Origin of the sequence: Pseudomonas sp. 18.1.10 (assembly GCF_024655625.1) — a bacterium.
In the GTDB taxonomy this organism is placed as follows: domain Bacteria; phylum Pseudomonadota; class Gammaproteobacteria; order Pseudomonadales; family Pseudomonadaceae; genus Aquipseudomonas.
Genome location: NZ_JANLGL010000150.1, coordinates 1 through 14820, shown reverse-complemented (window position 1 = coordinate 14820; position 14820 = coordinate 1). Strand labels below are relative to the sequence as shown.

14 protein-coding genes are annotated in these 14820 nt (G+C 61.1%); 3 read left to right on the top strand and 11 right to left on the bottom strand.

What is annotated here, in order from left to right:
* Nucleotides 1–65: 65 nt before the first annotated feature.
* From tsaA to NUV89_RS21410, 7 genes are all read right to left on the bottom strand, one after another.
* Nucleotides 66–761, bottom strand: a complete 696-nt coding sequence (tsaA, locus tag NUV89_RS21440) for a tRNA (N6-threonylcarbamoyladenosine(37)-N6)-methyltransferase TrmO (protein ID WP_257782872.1) — start codon at nucleotides 759–761, stop codon at nucleotides 66–68.
* Nucleotides 762–764: 3 nt separating this feature from the next.
* On the bottom strand, nucleotides 765–1226 hold the full coding sequence (locus NUV89_RS21435) for a DUF1456 family protein (protein WP_017529765.1): 462 nt from the start codon (nucleotides 1224–1226) through the stop codon (nucleotides 765–767).
* Between the two features lie 69 nt (nucleotides 1227–1295).
* Entirely contained in the window at nucleotides 1296–2006 is a 711-nt protein-coding gene (locus tag NUV89_RS21430; protein ID WP_257782871.1) for an rRNA pseudouridine synthase, read from the bottom strand.
* Nucleotides 2007–2247: 241 nt separating this feature from the next.
* Entirely contained in the window at nucleotides 2248–2718 is a 471-nt protein-coding gene (locus tag NUV89_RS21425) for a GNAT family N-acetyltransferase (RefSeq protein ID WP_257782870.1), read from the bottom strand.
* Between the two features lie 106 nt (nucleotides 2719–2824).
* Nucleotides 2825–4165, bottom strand: a complete 1341-nt coding sequence (rimO, locus tag NUV89_RS21420; protein WP_005785474.1) for a 30S ribosomal protein S12 methylthiotransferase RimO — start codon at nucleotides 4163–4165, stop codon at nucleotides 2825–2827.
* Between the two features lie 179 nt (nucleotides 4166–4344).
* Nucleotides 4345–4680, bottom strand: a complete 336-nt coding sequence (locus tag NUV89_RS21415) for an addiction module antidote protein (protein ID WP_257782869.1) — start codon at nucleotides 4678–4680, stop codon at nucleotides 4345–4347.
* Nucleotides 4677–5000, bottom strand: a complete 324-nt coding sequence (locus tag NUV89_RS21410; protein WP_207039858.1) for a type II toxin-antitoxin system RelE/ParE family toxin — start codon at nucleotides 4998–5000, stop codon at nucleotides 4677–4679. The genes NUV89_RS21415 and NUV89_RS21410 overlap by 4 nt, the downstream gene beginning before the upstream one ends.
* 391 nt (nucleotides 5001–5391) lie before the next feature.
* On the opposite strand from NUV89_RS21410, the gene NUV89_RS21405 reads away from it, so the two are divergent.
* Together NUV89_RS21405 and NUV89_RS21400 are read left to right on the top strand one after the other, a co-directional pair.
* A complete protein-coding gene (locus NUV89_RS21405; protein WP_017738240.1) occupies nucleotides 5392–7293 on the top strand; it encodes a potassium transporter Kup in 1902 nt (633 codons plus the stop codon).
* Between the two features lie 125 nt (nucleotides 7294–7418).
* Nucleotides 7419–8525, top strand: coding sequence for an NADH:flavin oxidoreductase/NADH oxidase (locus NUV89_RS21400; RefSeq protein WP_257782868.1), 1107 nt, complete (start codon nucleotides 7419–7421; stop codon nucleotides 8523–8525).
* A gap of 41 nt (nucleotides 8526–8566) precedes the next feature.
* On the opposite strand, the gene NUV89_RS21395 is transcribed toward NUV89_RS21400, so the two are convergent.
* Both NUV89_RS21395 and NUV89_RS21390 read right to left on the bottom strand, forming a co-directional pair.
* Entirely contained in the window at nucleotides 8567–9736 is a 1170-nt protein-coding gene (locus NUV89_RS21395; RefSeq protein WP_257782867.1) for a DUF418 domain-containing protein, read from the bottom strand.
* Between the two features lie 2 nt (nucleotides 9737–9738).
* Nucleotides 9739–10335, bottom strand: a complete 597-nt coding sequence (locus tag NUV89_RS21390) for a TetR/AcrR family transcriptional regulator (RefSeq protein ID WP_257782866.1) — start codon at nucleotides 10333–10335, stop codon at nucleotides 9739–9741.
* A 257-nt stretch (nucleotides 10336–10592) separates the two neighbouring features.
* Here NUV89_RS21390 and NUV89_RS21385 point away from each other — a divergent pair, with 257 nt between their 5' ends.
* Entirely contained in the window at nucleotides 10593–10778 is a 186-nt protein-coding gene (locus NUV89_RS21385) for a hypothetical protein (RefSeq protein WP_017738236.1), read from the top strand.
* Nucleotides 10779–10853: 75 nt separating this feature from the next.
* On the opposite strand, the gene NUV89_RS21380 is transcribed toward NUV89_RS21385, so the two are convergent.
* Together NUV89_RS21380 and NUV89_RS21375 are read right to left on the bottom strand one after the other, a co-directional pair.
* The gene (locus tag NUV89_RS21380) at nucleotides 10854–12479 is read right to left on the bottom strand and encodes a glucan biosynthesis protein D (RefSeq protein WP_257782865.1); all 1626 of its coding nucleotides are present in this window, start codon (nucleotides 12477–12479) and stop codon (nucleotides 10854–10856) included.
* A gap of 351 nt (nucleotides 12480–12830) precedes the next feature.
* A complete protein-coding gene (locus NUV89_RS21375) occupies nucleotides 12831–14693 on the bottom strand; it encodes an NAD(P)/FAD-dependent oxidoreductase (protein ID WP_257782864.1) in 1863 nt (620 codons plus the stop codon).
* Nucleotides 14694–14820: the final 127 nt, after the last annotated feature.

Below are 14820 nucleotides of genomic sequence, written 5' to 3'. Positions count from 1 at the left end.
CAATAACTCTGTCGACTGATACACCGCATTCGCGAGCAAGCCCGCTCCCACATTTGGTTTCCGGTTTAGTCAGCTGGAAGCACTTCGAGCACGCATATCGTCCCAGCCTCGGGATAGTGCCAACGCACATCCACATCCCAGAACTGCGCACCATACTCACGTTCAGGCCCAGGCGTCTGATACGCCGGCCGCGGGTCTTGCGCCAAACACTGCTCAATCAACGCCACCAACGGCTCATCCAGCCGCTGGGCGTGGTGTTGTGCCTGGTGCAACGCAGTCTTCAGCCACTGCACGGGAATCAGTGCAGGTGCACCGCTGGCCATGTCATTGGTGGCCGTGTCGATGATGTCTGCGTAGGGCACATACGGCTTGATATCCAGCACCGGCGTGCCGTCGAGCAGGTCGATCCCGGAGATCCACAGCCGGCCCGGCTCCACCTTGTCCAGCTTGACCACCGACTGGCCGATGCCATTGGGCCGGTGCGTCGCGCGGGTGGCAAACACGCCCATGGAGGTGTTGCCGCCCAGGCGTGGCGGGCGCACTTTCAGGCGTGGCTTGTCTTCCAGGGCCTGGTGGAACAGAAACAGCAGCCACACATGGCTTACCTGCTCCAGGCCCTGCACCGCCTCGCCGCCGTCGAACGGCGCCACCAGCTCCAGCACGCCACGGGCGGCAGGCGCCAGTTGCGGTTGGCGCGGGATGGCGAACTTCTCCTTGAAACAGGAGCGCACGAAGCCGACGGGCGAGACGTTGTAGCTCATGGCTTACGCACGCACCCGCAGGGTCAGGCCCTTGAGGAAATTACGCAGCAACTGGTCGCCGCAGGTGCGGTAGTTGGTGTGGCCGAACTTGCGGAACAGCGCGCTCAGCTCAGGCTTGGACACCGGGAACTCGGCGGCCTTGAGGATGGCGTGCATGTCGTCTTCTTTCAGCTCGAAGGCCACGCGCAGCTTCTTGAGGATGATGTTGTTGGTCACCGGGGTTTCGATCGGCTGCGGCGGACGGCTTTCGTCCTTGCCACGCTTGAAGATCACCAGGCCATCGAGGAAATGCGCCATGACGTCGTCCGGGCAGAACACGAAGCCTTCTTCCTCGTCCTTCTTGAGGTAGGTCAGCAGGTCGTCCTTGGTCACGTCCATGCCGCCGAGCTTGATGATCTCGACCATCTTGTTGTCACTGATGTCGAGCATGTAGCGCACGCTACGCAGTACGTCGTTGTGAATCATGGTGGGTAATCCTGGTATTCAACTGAGGACACCGCGCAAATCCGGCGGTGTCGAGAAAGGGGCAGCGGCTTAGAACTTCTCTTTGGCCGACAGGTAGCGCCACTGGCCGACCGGCACCTTGCCGATGGACACGCCGCCGATACGGATGCGACGGATGGCGATGACCTTGAGGCCCACCGCTTCGCAAAACAGCGCGATCACGCCCGGCTGCGGGTTTTTCAGCGCAAAACGCAGGCGGTTTTCGTTCTGCCAGCTGGCTTTGACCGCCGGCAGCTCCTTGCCTTTGTAGGTCAGGCCGTGGTTCAGGCGGTTGAGGCCGTGGGCAACCATGTCGCCTTCGACTTCCACCACGTATTCCTGCTCGATCTTGGCGGCATCGGCGGTCAACTTGCGCAGAATCTTCCAGTCCTGGGTAAACACCAGCAGGCCGCTGGCCTTGGCTTGCAGGTCGGCGCTGGCGGTCAGGCGCAGGAAGTGGCCCTTGAGCGGGCGCTTGCTGAAGCGGTGTTCTTCGGACAGGGTGTCGGCGCTGATCGAGGCCATCGCCGTTTCTGCATCCACGCCAACCGGCGCGTGCAGCAGGATGGTCACCGGCTCTGGCACGGTGGCCTTGGCGTCCGGGTCGAGCTCGACCTTTTGGGTGGTGACCTTGAACTGCGGCTCGTCGATCACTTCACCGTCCACCGAGACCCAGCCGCCTTCGATAAACAGCTCAGCCTCCCGACGGGAGCAACCGACCAGTTCGATAAGGCGTTTGGAGAGGCGTATGGGGTCAGTCATGACAAGGGCCGTAACAAAAGGGGGCGGCTATTGTACCTGCCTGGCGCCGGTTAATCCCGGCCCCATTTCAGGGCAATGGCCTTATTTGGTTCAACTCGGTCTAAATGCGGGAGCGGGCTTGTGTGGGAGCGGGCTTGCTCGCGAAGACGATGTGTCAGTCAAACATGTATCGACTGACACGCCGCCTTCGCGAGCAAGTCGAATCGTCGCACCGCCGCTCCCACAGGTGTTCGGCGTTGAGTCAGCCGCTACTTATTTGTTGTTGCTGGCGTAAACGCAGGTGCAGCAACGGATAAGGCTGGCCCAAGCCATCATGCTCCGTCCGTCCGATTACCTCGAAACCCTGCTTGAGGTAGAAACCCAACGCCTGCGGATTCTGTTCGTTGACGTCCAGCTCATCGGCATTCATGTGCTCAATGGCATATCCCAGCAGCTGCCGGCCAAGCCCCTGGCCCCGATGCTGCGGGTCGATAAACAGCATCTCCACCTTGCCCGCCGCCACGCCGGCAAACCCGGTGATGCGTTGGCGCAGGTCCTTGGTGCAGATCAGCATCACGGCGTCCAGGTAGCGGCTCAGCACCAGATCCTTGAGCAACACGATGTAGCTGTCCGGCAAAAAGTCATGGGTGGCCCGCACCGACGCCTCCCAAATCCGCGCCAACTCCGCGTAGTCGCTGGTTTTAGGTGTATGGATAACCGAATGCTGACGCATGCCCGCTGCCCCTTGCCAGAGATGATTGGCGCCGATGGGCAAACGATAGACGTAAAAAAGCCCCGCATCTTGTCCAGAGGCAGGGCTTTTTCAAATCTTTACAGGGTTAGTCGCGCTTTTCGGCCCACAGGTCGTACTCGTCGGCATCGGTCACGGTGCACCAGACCTTGTCGCCCGGCTTCAAACCGCTGGCGTCGTCGATAAACACGTTACCGTCGATCTCCGGCGCGTCGAAGAAGCAGCGGCCTACGGCGCCTTGCTCATCGACTTCGTCGATCAACACTTCGATTTCCTTGCCGATGCGCAGTTGCAGGCGCGCCGAGCTGATGGCCTGTTGATGCGCCATGAAACGCTCCCAACGGTCCTGCTTGACGTCGTCCGGCACCACGGCCAGGTCCAGCAGGTTGGCCGGAGCGCCTTCCACCGGCGAGTACTGGAAGCAACCAACGCGGTCGAGTTGCGCTTCGGTCAGCCAATCCAGCAGGTACTGGAAGTCTTCTTCGGTTTCGCCGGGGAAGCCGACGATGAAGGTCGAACGGATGATCAGCTCCGGGCAGATCTCGCGCCAGTTCTTGATGCGCGCCAGGGTCTTGTCTTCGAAGGCCGGGCGTTTCATGGCTTTCAGGACTTTCGGGCTGGCGTGCTGGAACGGGATGTCCAGGTACGGCAGGATCTTGCCGGCGGCCATCAACGGGATCAGCTCGTCGACGTGCGGGTACGGGTAAACGTAGTGCAGGCGCACCCACACACCCAGGCTGCTCAAGGCTTCGCACAGTTCGGTCATGCGGGTTTTCACCGGCGCGCCGTTCCAGAAGCCGGTGCGGTATTTCACATCGACGCCGTAGGCGCTGGTGTCCTGGGAGATCACCAACAGCTCTTTCACGCCGGATTTGACCAGGCGCTGGGCCTCGTCCAGCACATCACCGACCGGACGGCTGACCAGCTTGCCGCGCATCGACGGGATGATGCAGAAGCTGCAGCTGTGGTTGCAGCCTTCGGAAATCTTCAGGTAGGCGTAGTGACGCGGAGTCAGCTTGATGCCTTGCGGCGGCACCAGGTCGATCAGCGGGTTGTGATCCTGACGCGGCGGCACCACGTCGTGCACGGCGTTGACCACCTGCTCGTACTGCTGCGGACCGGTCACCGCCAGCACGCTCGGGTGCACGTTGCGGATATTGCCTTCTTCCACACCCATGCAGCCGGTCACGATGACCTTGCCGTTTTCCTTGATCGCTTCGCCGATCACTTCCAGGGACTCAGCCTTGGCCGAATCGATGAAACCGCAGGTGTTGACCACCACCACATCGGCGTCCTGGTAAGTGGACACGACGTCATAGCCTTCCATACGCAGTTGCGTAAGGATGCGCTCGGAATCGACAAGCGCCTTCGGGCAACCCAGGGAAACAAAGCCAACCTTGGGGTTGGCTTTTGCGATGGTGGTGGACATGTCTAACCTCGGTATTGAATGACGCCGCCGCCGTGAAGGGCAGGCAGCGGACGGGCGCTTGGTGCGCCTCTGGTCAAAAAGTGCGCAATTCTATCGATGGGCAACGCGCTTGACCAGCTTTATGCGGGGAAATGCGACGAGTGCTGTGTTGGTAGATTCACAGCTCCCTGACCATGCTCTCAAGCCCGGGCATCTTGTTCTGTGCGGTGCGATACAACTTTAGACATTCCCACACCTAACGCCTGGAGCACTTTCAGGAGTGTGGAGAGTTTTGGGTCGCCGCCGACGGCGATGGATCGGTAAAGATTCGCTCTATTGAGCCCTGTGTTCTGCGACAAACTCAGCATTCCGCCGCGAGCTTCCGCCACCCGGCGAACAGCAACAAGGAAGGCATCTTCACCGCCTTCTTCATCGATCTCCTCAAGGGCGACAGAAAGATAGTCGAGGGCAAATGCTTCATCGTCTCGGAGCATTTCAAGGACGCTATCTTCATGAGAGCGAGTACGAATGGTCATTTTTGCTGCACCTTGTAGGATTTCCAGAGAGCCTTTGCTTGATCGATATCGTTTTGCTGTCTGGCTTTTGAGCCTCCGCCCAACAGAAAAACAATCTGCCGATCCTGAATTGCGTAATACACGCGAAACCCGGGGCCGAAATCGAGTTTCATCTCAAAGACTCCATCTCCCACCGGCTCGGTAACGCCAAAGTGACCAAGGGACGCTCGGTCCACTCTGGTCGTGATTCTCGCTTTTGAACGCGTGTCTTGCACGGTGTCCAGCCAAGCTTGGTAGATATCCACGCCATTGACTGACAGTACGTGTTTCACCTCATACATGAGAAATGTACCTTAAAAGAGACAGATCGATGATTGAGTTTCTATATCGACTGAACCTGCCCTGTGGGGGCTCGATTTATTGATGGAGGACGCCAAGCGAGGACGCGCTATTCGAGCCGGGCCAGAAATATACGGTTGGCGGTAACTGTGTTCAATGCAGGCTAAAAGGCTCCAAAATGCCGCGTCATCCAGTGGCGACGGCCTAAAAGGGCTCCCAATACACACGAACCGCGAAATCCCCCAACCGCTGCGCTATGCTTCGCGCCGTTGCCCACAGGTAAAACGCCAAGGTCAATAAAACGTCTGTTACGAGAAGTAAAACAGCGCATGCTACGGTCAGCTGAGACGCGCTGTTTATAAAAGACCTCAGGTCAAAGGGCAGGAGTGGTTGATGGGTCAGGCAAGTAGTCCGGCGGCAGGCGCCGCGCATTCCACCACTAAGCCGATTGGCATGCTGGTGGCCGCGGTCGGGGTGGTTTACGGCGATATCGGGACCAGCCCGCTCTACACCCTTAAAGAGGTGTTCAACGGCGGTTATGGGGTTCAGGTCAACCATGACGGCGTGCTGGGGATTCTGGCGCTGATCTTCTGGTCGCTGATCTGGGTGGTGTCGATCAAATACATGCTGTTTGTGCTGCGCGCCGATAACCAAGGCGAAGGCGGCATCATGGCCCTGACTGCGCTGGCGCGGCGGGCGGCGGGGGAGCGCAAGAAACTGCGCAGTTTCCTCGTGGTGTGTGGCTTGTGTGGCGCAGCGCTGTTCTACGGCGACAGCATGATAACCCCGGCGATTTCCGTGTTGTCGGCCGTGGAAGGCCTGGAGCTGGCGTTCGACGGCCTGGAGAAATGGGTCGTGCCCATCGCCCTGGTCGTGCTCGTGGCGCTGTTCCTGATCCAGAAACACGGCACCGACCACATCGGCAAGCTGTTCGGCCCGGTGATGGTGACCTGGTTCCTGGTGCTGGGCGGCCTCGGTGTGTATGGCATCACCCTGCACCCCGAAGTGCTCAGTGCGATGAACCCGATGTGGGCCGTGCGCTTCTTCGAGGCGCACCCGGGCATTGGCGTGGCGATTCTCGGCGCGGTGGTGCTGGCGCTGACCGGCGCCGAAGCGCTGTACGCCGACATGGGCCACTTCGGCCGCAAGCCCATCGCCCGCGCCTGGTTCATCCTGGTGTTGCCGGCGCTGGTGCTCAACTATTTCGGCCAGGGCGCGATGCTGCTGGGCGACCCGGAAGCCGCGCGCAACCCGTTCTACCTGCTGGCGCCGAGCTGGGCGCTGATCCCGCTGGTGGTGTTGTCCACCCTGGCCACGGTGATCGCGTCCCAGGCGGTGATCTCCGGCGCGTTCTCCCTGACCCGTCAGGCGATCCAGTTGGGTTACATCCCGCGCATGCACATCCAGCACACGTCCAGCGCCGAACAGGGCCAGATCTACATCGGCGCGGTGAACTGGTCGCTGATGGTCGGCGTGATCCTGCTGGTGCTGGGCTTCGAGTCCTCCAACGCCCTGGCCTCGGCCTACGGCGTGGCGGTGACCGGCACCATGTTGATGACCACCATCCTGGTGTCGGCGGTGATGTTGCTGCTGTGGAAGTGGCCACCGATCCTGGCGGTGCCGGTACTGGTTTGCTGCCTGTTGGTCGACGGCCTGTACTTTGCCGCCAACGTGCCGAAGATCATCCAGGGCGGTGCCTTTCCGGTACTGGCGGGGATTGTGCTGTTCGTGCTGATGACCACCTGGAAGCGCGGCAAGCAATTGCTGGTGGAACGCCTCGACGAAGGCGGCCTGCCGCTGCCGATCTTCATCAGCAGCATCCGCGTGCAGCCGCCCCATCGCGTGCAGGGCACGGCGGTGTTCCTCACGGCGCGGCCAGACGCGGTGCCCCACGCCTTGTTGCACAACCTGCTGCATAACCAGGTGTTGCACGAGCAAGTGGTGCTGTTGACGGTGGTCTACGAAGACATCCCGCGGGTGCCGGTAGAGCGGCGCTTCGAGGTGGACGCCTTTGGCGACGGCTTCTTCCGCGTGATCCTGCACTTCGGCTTTACCGATGAACCGGATGTGCCCGAGGCGCTGAAACTGTGCCATCTGGATAACCTGGATTTCAGCCCGATGCGCACCACCTACTTCCTCAGCCGTGAGACAGTGATCGCGTCGAAGATCGAAGGCATGGCGCGCTGGCGCGAAAGCCTGTTCGCCTTCATGTTGAAGAACGCCAACGGCAACCTGCGCTTCTTCAAGCTCCCGGTTAACCGGGTGATCGAGTTGGGTACCCAGGTCGAAATGTAAGCTGTTGCAGTACGGGAGCCGGCAATCGGCTCCCGGTTTCCTTCTGAACCCTGTGCAATCCACCGTTGTCGACTAGGCTCTAAGCACTGTTGAACAGTGCCCATAGAACCCAGAAGAGGTGCGCCATGAGCCAGCTGCTCGAACCCTATACCCTCCGTCAACTGACCCTGCTCAACCGCATCGCGGTGTCGCCGATGTGCCAATACTCCGCTGAAGACGGCCTGGCAAATGACTGGCACCTGGTGCACCTCGGCAGCCGCGCCGTGGGTGGCGCCGGGCTGATTTTCACCGAAGCCACCGCAGTGACCGCCGACGGTCGCATCACCGCCCAGGACCTGGGCCTGTGGACCGACGCGCAGATCGAACCGCTGCAACGCATCACCCGTTTTATCGCCGCCCAAGGCGCGGTGGCCGGGATTCAACTGGCGCACGCCGGGCGCAAGGCCAGCACCCACCGGCCGTGGATCGGCAAGCACGGCAGCGTCAAACCCGACGACGGCGGCTGGGTGCCAGTGGGCCCATCACCGATTGCCTTCGACCCCCAGCACACCCAGCCCAAACAGCTGGACGAGGGGCAGATCCAGCAAGTGATCGCCGACTTTGTCGCCGCTGCCAAACGCGCACTCACCGCAGGTTTTGAAGTGGTGGAAATCCACGCCGCCCACGGTTACCTGTTGCATCAGTTTCTCTCGCCGATCAGCAATCAACGTCAGGACCAATACGGTGGCTCGTTCGAAAACCGTATCCGCCTGGTGCTGCAAGTGACAGAGGCCGTGCGCCAAGTCTGGCCTGTTGAACTGCCGTTGTTTGTGCGGGTATCGGCCACCGACTGGGTAGAAGACGGCTGGAACCCCGACGAAACCGTGGAACTGGCGCGTCGCCTCAAGGCGCTTGGCGTGGACCTGATCGACGTGTCCTCCGGTGGCACCGCCGCCAACGCCGAGATCCCCATCGGCCCCGGTTACCAGACGCGCTTCGCCGAGCGGGTACGCAAGGAAGCGGGCATCGCCACCGGCACCGTCGGCATGATTACCGAACCGGCCCAGGCCGAGCACATCCTGCGCACGTGCCAGGCCGACATCATCTTTCTCGCTCGCGAACTGCTGCGCGACCCGTACTGGCCGCTGCATGCCGACGATGACCTGGGCGGGCGCAAGGCGATCTGGCCGGCGCAGTACCAGCGGGCGACTCATCGTGACCAGCCGATCCACGAGTCCGATCTGCGCGACTGACCTGCGCGCCTTGGCAGAACCCACCGATGACGGTGGGTTTTTTATGGGCTGCGCCGCCAGCTTGGCCACGCCCATAACGTGGCTGCCCGCAGCAGCCACTCCATCGGCCCATAGGGATGAGTGCGCAGCCAGCGCGCGCTCAGCCACAGTTGCAAGGCAAAGATCCCAAGTACCACCGGCAACATCAGCCAGGGTTGCAGCTGGTTGGTCAAGCCTGCGCCGTAGCCGCTGAACAGCAGCCCCAACAGGGCCGATTGCAACAGGTAGTTACTCAGGGCCATCTTGCCCACGGGCGCTAGCCACTGACACAGCCAAAACCCGACGGCAGAGCCGAACAGTGCCAACATCAACAGGGCATACGCCGCGCTCAACAACGGCGCCGTGAGTTGCCCGACGCCAAAGGCGAAGGTTTCCAGGCCGCCGCCCGGTGCATAGGCAGCGCTCAACGCATAGATCAGCGCGCCCAGCAGGCCCACGGGAAGGGTGAGGCACAGCAGGCGACGCAAGTGGGGTTGCCAGGGATACGGCGCCACCAGCCATTGGCGCCGCCCGGCGGCATAGCCGAAGAAGAACATCGCCAGGGCGCTCGGCCCTTGCAGCAGCCAAAGTGCCTGCACGGTGTTCCACAGGTGGCCGCTGTGAAAGCGCAAGGTGTCCAGGGCACTGCCGCTGAAGGCCGCGAGTTTGGTCGCGGGTTCGCTGCTGGCGCCGCCGCTGGTATCGCCCTCCAGTATTTGCAGCACGCCGAGCACCATCCACCCCGAGCAGGCAACGACGACGAGGCCGACTCCCCAGCGACACGCCTTGGCTGGCGACAGGCTGCGCGCAGCCAGCAGCACCAGGCCAAGCAAGGCGTAAGTGGAGAGGATTTCGCCGTAGTACAGCACGGCACCGTGGACCAGTCCCACGATCAGCAAGGCCAATTGCCTACGTACCATACGTGGTGCAAACGGTGCGTCGGCGCGTTCGGCGGCGGCCATCTGCAAGGTAAAGCTGTAGCCGAACAAAAAGGAAAACAGCAGGTAGAACTTGGTTTCGAACAGCAGCGAAATCAGCAGGCGCATCAGGTGATCGCCGGTGCTGGCGTAGTCGGGGTTGCTGAGGGCGGACGCGTAGTAGGGGTCGGCAAATGCGCAAATGTTCACCACCAGAATGCCCAGCAGGGCAAAGCCGCGTAGCGCGTCCACGTGTACCAGGCGTGTCGGCGTCATGTTCAGTGACCTTGCAGCAGGTGGGTCACCAGACCGCGCAGCACATCAATCTGCTGGTTCGGGTGGAAGTCCGCATCGGCCGCCACTCGGGCGAACATGCCGTCGATCAGGGTGGCCAGCCAATTGGCCGCTTCGGGCACGGTCAAGGTCGTGTGCAATTGCCCGGCCTTGCCGGCCGCCTCGATCAGCGCCTCCAGGCCTTCGCGCAAGTAGCGGTCGTTGGCTTTCATCAGGTACGCGACGGCTTCATCACGGTGGCCCAATGCGGAAATTTCCAACGCCAGGCCCGCGTAATGGCGGTCACACGCCAATTCACAGGCGTGGTCTACGAACGCCAGTAGCGTGGCCATCGGGTCTGCGGCAGCGGCCAATGGCGCCATGGCTTGTTGGATCTGCTCACCTTCGCGGGCCACCAGCGCCAGTAGCACTTCATGTTTGCTGGCGAAGTAGTGGAACAGGTTGCCGGCGCTCATCCCCGCGGCTGTGCAGATGTCGGCCGTGCGGGTGGCGACGAAACCCGCTTCGGAAAAACATCGGGAAGCGGCGTCGAGCAGGGCCATGCGTTTGCTTTCACGTTGCTGCGGATCAACGGTGCGCATCGTCGTCTCATTCATTAATTGAGTGGTCACTCAATTAAATGCCAGGTAAGAAACTTCTGCAAGGCATTTGCTCAACGCCAATTATTTAAGTGATTACTCTAAAAAAATCGCACGGTTACCGAGATCGTTTCTACGCTTAGGGTAAGTCTGATTTCTGGCCCGGGGAGTCAGTCTGTTTGTCCGCTGAGGCATTGCGCTTCACGGGAGGCGGTTGATGGGCATAAGGAACAGTTGATTGAAATCAGGAGTAGTAGTCCATGGCCAAGTCCTATGGTGTTGTGGGTGCAGTGGCGTTCTTTCTGACCCGCAGAATGTCTTTATGGGGTCGAAGATTGAGTTCGGATGAGGCCGAATTGCTGGCGCAGTACCGCGCCCTGACCGAGAACGATCAGGTGGCGATGCGGTATCTGATTGGGGCGATGAAGAGTGTGTCGCGGTTCTGAATACACAGCTGAACCCAGCGGGAGCTGGCTTGTGTGGGAGCCAGCTCCCACACAAGCCAGCCCCCACATTTTGCGTCAGGTGTACTTGCGCTGGTCCGGTGCCGGCGGGAAGTACTGGTACAGCCAGGTTTCGCTCAAGGTGCGGTCCTGGGTACGGATAAACAGGCGCAGCTCTACCGGCTCCACGCTGTCGCTGGTCGGGTACCAGTCGAACAGGATGCGGTAGCCCTTGATGTTATCGAGCACCAGGATGCTGAAATCCTTCACCTCGCCATGGGAGCAGGTCACCACCGGTTCGATCCCGGTGCCGGCCGGCAAGCGATCCAGGCCGCCGCCCTTGAAATCCACGGCAAAACGGCGGGCCCACACCGGTGGGTAGTGCTCGCCCGGTGCCCAGCCTTCGGTGAAGCCGCCCATGCCGGAGCGGGTGGCGTCGACTTGTGCCAACGGCGTGCTCACCGGCGGCAAGGCGCTCCAGTACAGCTTATAGCCATAGTTGAGCGAGTCGCCGGCAGCGACCGGTGTTTTCGGCGTCCAGAAAGCCACGATGTTGTCCATGGTCTCGCCGGTGGTAGGAATTTCCAACAGGTCGATGGAGCCTTCGCCCCACGCCGTGGTCGGTTCGACCCACAGGCTTGGGCGCTTGCTGTACCAGTCCACGGTGTCCTGGTAGCTGGCGAATTCATGGTCGGTCTGCACCAGGCCGAACCCTTTCGGGTCTTTGTCGGCGAACGCATTGAACTGCAGCTTGGCCGGGTTGTTCAGCGGGCGGCAGATCCACTCGCCGTTGCCGCGCCACATCGCCAGGCGGTCCGAATCGTGGATCTGCGGGTGGATGGTGTCGCACATCCGGCGTTCATGGGTGCCGCAGCTGAACATGCTGGTCATCGGCGCAATGCCCAGTTGGTCGATGGCGGTGCGCGCATTGATATGGGCGTCGATGGCCATCACCACCTGGGTGGCCTGGCAGTCGATATCGAAGCGATAGGCACCGGTGGCGCTCGGCGAGTCGAGCAAGGCGTAGACCACAAAACGCGTGGCGTCCTTGTCCGGGGTTTCGAACCAGAACTGGGTGAAATCCGGGAATTCTTCGCGCTTTTTCGCGTAGGTATCAATCGCCAGGCCGCGTGCGGAAAGTCCGTATTGGCCGGTGTTGTCCACCGCACGGAAGTAGCTGGCGCCGAGGAACGACAGCACGTCATGCCGATCCAGTTCCGGTGCCTTGAACAGCTTGAAGCCGGAGAAGCCCAGGTCGCCTTTCAGTTGTTTTGTATCGACGGTGGTTTTTTCGTAGTTGAACAGCGAAGGGCGGAAATGCACCTCGCGGGCCTCACGGGTCTTGGGGTCGACACTGTGCATGCGCACCGGTGTCTTGAAGCCCATGCCGACGTGGAAGAACTGCACATCGAGCTGGCCGTTCAAGTCCTTCCACAGCGAATGGTTGCCGTCATAGCCGATGGCGTTGAAATTCTGCGGGCTCATGGTCGCCAGGGTCGGCGGCAGCACCTGCTTGGTGTCTTTATACGCAGTGCCGGCGAGTTGCTTGGCCTGGGCCTTGAGTGTTTCAAAATCGAACGTTACAGCCTTGCCGTCGGCGGCACGGTTCCCGGCCCAGGCCTGCGCGGCGAGCAGGCCGCTGGCTGACAAGCCGGTGTAGGCCGCAATGGCCATGGACGCTTTGAGCAAATTCCTGCGGTGCATAGAGACAACCTGTCGTGAGCAAATCCCGCGCCGGCCCTGGCACGTAGCGGATCAGAAATTACGGTTCGGACATGCCTTCGGCCAAACGCAACGGACAATAAACAGACGCCGGATAGCTTAAGCGGTTCGATGGTGTAGGAAAAATGATTGATAGCGGGGTGATGGCATTGCAAGTGCGACAAGACATTTCCGGGACTATGGCCGGCCACATTACTCAAGAAAGATGAAGATCCAATGTGAAAGCTGGCTTGTGTGGGAGCTGGCTTGCCTGCGATAGCATCACCACGGTATGACTGACACACCGAGGTGCCTGTATCGCAGGCAAGCCAGCTCCCACATTTAGAATGTATTTCAGCCTACTTCACCGACGGCCCTATACGCCTCATCAATCGCCGCATGTGCATACGCACTCCACGCCGCATCCGAGTTGGCGATGCTCACACGTCCCACCGGCTTGCGCGCCAGGTTCATCCACGCTTCGCTCTCATCGGCGTCGTCAAACAGACTGTTGGAGAAGCTCGCATAACCATGTGACCAGCGGTTGACCGTGATCGCCAGGATATCCGTTTCATGCTTGAACCCCCCCGGCCCGAGCATGCGTTGCAACTGGTCACGCAACTGCGCTTCCAGTTGCTCGAACGTCTGCCCATACAACCTGCCGCGCCCGGCGCGGGCCTGGTCGCGGGCGTTCATGCCGCTGTTGGGGCTGGTGGGCACGTAGACCATGTGCAAGCCAATCGGCTGCGTCGGGTCGCGCGGGTGGTCGTAGCCGCCCATGCTCACCGGGTAGTCCAGCTTGATCCGGCTGTAAGGCTGGGTCGCCGCGTAGATCTCATGCACCCCCAGCTTCTGGAACGACTGCCAATTGCGGATCACCACCTTGGTGTACACCAGCGGGTATTTCACGTTCTGGCTCAAGGCATGGGCTTGCGGTGCCGGCAGGTCTTTCAGCAGGTATGGAATCATCATGTTGTAGCAGGCCAGGATGCAGCGCTTGCCACGCACCTGTGCGAGTTGTCCGCCACGGCTGTAGCCGATATGCACGCTGTCGCCGACGTTGCGCACGCTGACCGCCGTGCTGTTCAGGCGCAGCCGCACGGCGGACGCTGGCTGGTCGAGCCGGGCGTAGTCAAACGGTGCCAGCACGATGTCGTCCATGGTGTGCCCTGGCGCCACGCCCGGGATCAGGCTGCGCACCAGCAGGCGCGCCACCGATGCGTTGCCATCGGGGAAGTGGTAGATGTAAGGCTCTTCCATTTCTGCCGCCGCTTCTTCGCTGATCGGCGCCAGGTTCATTCCGGCAAAGCCTGGGAAACCCACGCTATAAGCGTCAGCGGAAGCCACGGCATCAATGCTCAACGCCATGAAGTCATTGGTGCGGCTTTGGAAGTACTTCACCGCACCCTCCGACAAACCTACGTCTTTCAGGAGGAAATCGCGGTAGCTGGTGGCGGCCAGGTAGGCGGCCTTTTCTTCGGCGCTCTTGCCCGGCAGGTAATCCTTGGGCGCGGTGTGCAATTCGATCAAGGCCAAGCGATCCGCCTCGGGCAGCGGGAAGTCATGGATGAAGTCACTGATGGAGCGCGCATTCAGTTGGTCCGGCGCCACGTCGTCCGCCACCATGGGCGTCGGGTCGCCGGTCACCAGTTTGTCTTCGCCGAAGTTTTCCTTGTCGAAAAACACCCCGCGCGACAGGCCCAGGCCTGGGTAGAACTGGCGGTCGAAGGCGGTTTCGAAGCGCTTGATATTCACCCCGAGTTTCTTCAACAGCCCGTTTACCTCTTTGCTATAGAGGTGGTTGGGCGACTGGAACGCCTCGCTGCCGCCATACCCGATAATCATGCGGCCACCGGCCTGGAATTCGTTGCGCTTGGCGTGGCCGCCGAAGTCGTCGTGGTTTTCCAGGATCAGGATCTTCGCCTTGGGATGCTTCTCGCGGTAGAACCACGCCGCCGACAAACCGCTCAAGCCGCCGCCGACCACCACCAGGTCATAGGTCTCGCTGATCGGCAGCTTTTCGGTGTCGAACACCTTCTTTTCCCAGCCCATCTGGTGCGCCACTTCGAACGAGCCGACATGGCTGCCGCGCAGGCCGGTGAGGGCGGGCGGGTAGTAGCGACCATCGGGGGCGGCTTGCAGGATTTGCAGCGGGGTCATGCCAGCGGCAACGGTGATGGCGACGCCGTTGAGGAAGTCGCGGCGGGTGATGTCCATGGGAGAAACCTATGATTATTTATTGTTATGGGGAGGCCCTGTGACGGCGGACCCCTGTGGGAGCGGGCTTGTGTGGGAGCGGGCTTGCTCGCGAAAGCGCCGGATCAGACAACACATCTGTGACTGA